The organism is Pseudomonas sp. 34 E 7, assembly GCF_900005715.1.
Taxonomy (GTDB): Bacteria; Pseudomonadota; Gammaproteobacteria; order Pseudomonadales; family Pseudomonadaceae; genus Aquipseudomonas; species Aquipseudomonas orientalis_A.
Genome location: NZ_CVTX01000031.1, coordinates 1 through 1743 on the forward strand (window position 1 = coordinate 1; position 1743 = coordinate 1743).

The following is a 1743-nucleotide window of genomic DNA, read 5'->3' on the forward strand; positions in this document are numbered from 1 at the left end:
TACCGGCGCCCCCGGCACCGGTTGCACCACCAGCGCCGGCACCGGTAACGCCCGCTTCGGCCAGCGCCGCGTACTTGAAAAATCCGGCGCCGGAATACCCGTCACTGGCTCAGCGGCGGGGTTGGGAAGGCACTGTGTTGCTGCGGGTACACGTATTGGCCAGCGGCAAACCCGGTGAGATCCAGCTGCAGAAAAGCAGCGGTCGCCAGCAACTCGATGACGCCGCATTGGCCGCCGTGAAGCGTTGGAGCTTCGTGCCGGCCAAGCAGGGTGAAGTGGCCCAGGACGGCTGGGTCAGCGTACCGATCGATTTCAAGATTCATTAATTATTCTGCGGCACAGAGGGAAAACATCATGGCTTTGGCATCTCCACTTGAATCCATCGAAAGCGCGGTGATCTGGTTGCTGGTGGTCTTTTCAGTCGCCACCTGGGGCTTGGCATTGTTGAAGGGCGTGCAGTTCGGGCGTCTCAAGGCCCAGGATCGCAAGTTTCATAAACAGTTCTGGGCCGCATCGAGCCTCGACGCCGCCGCCGAGTTGGCCGACACCCAACCGGGTGCGGCGGCACGGGTGGCTCGGGCCGGGTATGCCGCGATCCAGGTTGGCGATACGCAGCACGCGGCTGACCTGAGCCAGGCCATCAATCACCAGGACCGCCTCGAGCGGGCCTTGCGCCAGCAAATCGTGCGTGAGCGCCGCTCCCTGGAAACCGGCTTGGCGGTGGTCGCCAGTATCGGCAGTACCTCGCCGTTTATCGGCCTGTTCGGCACCGTGTGGGGCATCATGGAGGCGCTCAAGGGCATCAGCGCCGCCGGTTCAGCCAGCCTGGAAACCGTGGCCGGGCCCATCGGTGCGGCGCTGGTCGCGACGGGGGTGGGGATTGCCGTCGCGGTGCCGGCGGTGCTGGTCTACAACTATTTCCTGCGCCGCCTGAAGCTGACGGCTGCCGACCTTGACGACTTTGCCCACGACTTCTACAGCCTGGCGCAAAAGAACGCCTTCCGTGTGCTGCTGCATCCGGCGCTGAACAAAGCCAGCGTCGGCAACCCGCAGAAAGTGAAGGAGGCGTCCTGAGATGGCCTTTTCCACGCAAGACAGTGATGAGGTGCTGAGCGAGATCAACGTCACGCCGCTGGTGGATGTGATGCTGGTGCTGCTGGTGGTGTTTATCGTCACGGCGCCGCTGCTGACCAACTCGATCCCGATCAACCTGCCCAAGACCGAGGCCGTGGCCCCGGTCGAGCAGAAAGACCCGTTGGTGGTGAGCATCGACGGTGCCGGCAAGCTGTTTATCAACAAGGACGAAATCCAGCCGGACCTGCTGGAATTCAGCCTGCAGGCGGCCAAGGCCAAGGACCCCGATGTGCGGGTGCAACTGCAGGCTGACGATGGAGTGAATTACGGCGAAGTGGCGCGAGCCATGGCGTCTATCGAGCGCGCGGGGATTACCAAGCTGTCGGTGATAACCGCTCGTTAGTTGCACAACAGCCTCGACGATTTTTGGGCCGTTTCCTTGGCAGGGTGCGGCCTTTTTTTATGTATGGCCGATGAGGTAAATGTGGGAGGGGCGGTGCGACGATTCGACTTGCCCCCGATGGCGGCCTCTGGGCCGACCAGGATGTTGGATTGGAACGAGTACATATCCGTTACTGCGGTCACGGCCACTTAGGGTTCCGCCCTGACGGCGGCTCACTTTTGAAAAGCGCAAAAGTAAGCAAAACGCTCTTGCCCCACCACTCGGCA

General features: G+C 62.1%; 3 protein-coding genes. All 3 read left to right on the forward strand.

Annotated elements, in window-relative coordinates:
• Positions 1–326 (forward strand): energy transducer TonB (locus BFP96_RS00965; RefSeq protein WP_139113301.1); only part of this gene is annotated, 326 nt, incomplete at its 5' end.
• A gap of 28 nt (positions 327–354) precedes the next feature.
• A complete protein-coding gene (locus BFP96_RS00970; protein WP_065893821.1) occupies positions 355–1074 on the forward strand; it encodes a MotA/TolQ/ExbB proton channel family protein in 720 nt (239 codons plus the stop codon).
• A 1-nt stretch (position 1075) separates the two neighbouring features.
• Positions 1076–1477, forward strand: coding sequence for an ExbD/TolR family protein (locus BFP96_RS00975; protein WP_065896592.1), 402 nt, complete (start codon positions 1076–1078; stop codon positions 1475–1477).
• Positions 1478–1743: the final 266 nt, after the last annotated feature.

What these genes read in the sequence shown, in the direction of transcription:
- BFP96_RS00970 (WP_065893821.1), top strand. Translation starts at nt 355, where the DNA reads ATGGCTTTGGCATCTCCACTTGAATCCATCGAAAGCGCGGTGATCTGG.
- BFP96_RS00975 (WP_065896592.1), top strand. Translation starts at nt 1,076, where the DNA reads ATGGCCTTTTCCACGCAAGACAGTGATGAGGTGCTGAGCGAGATCAAC.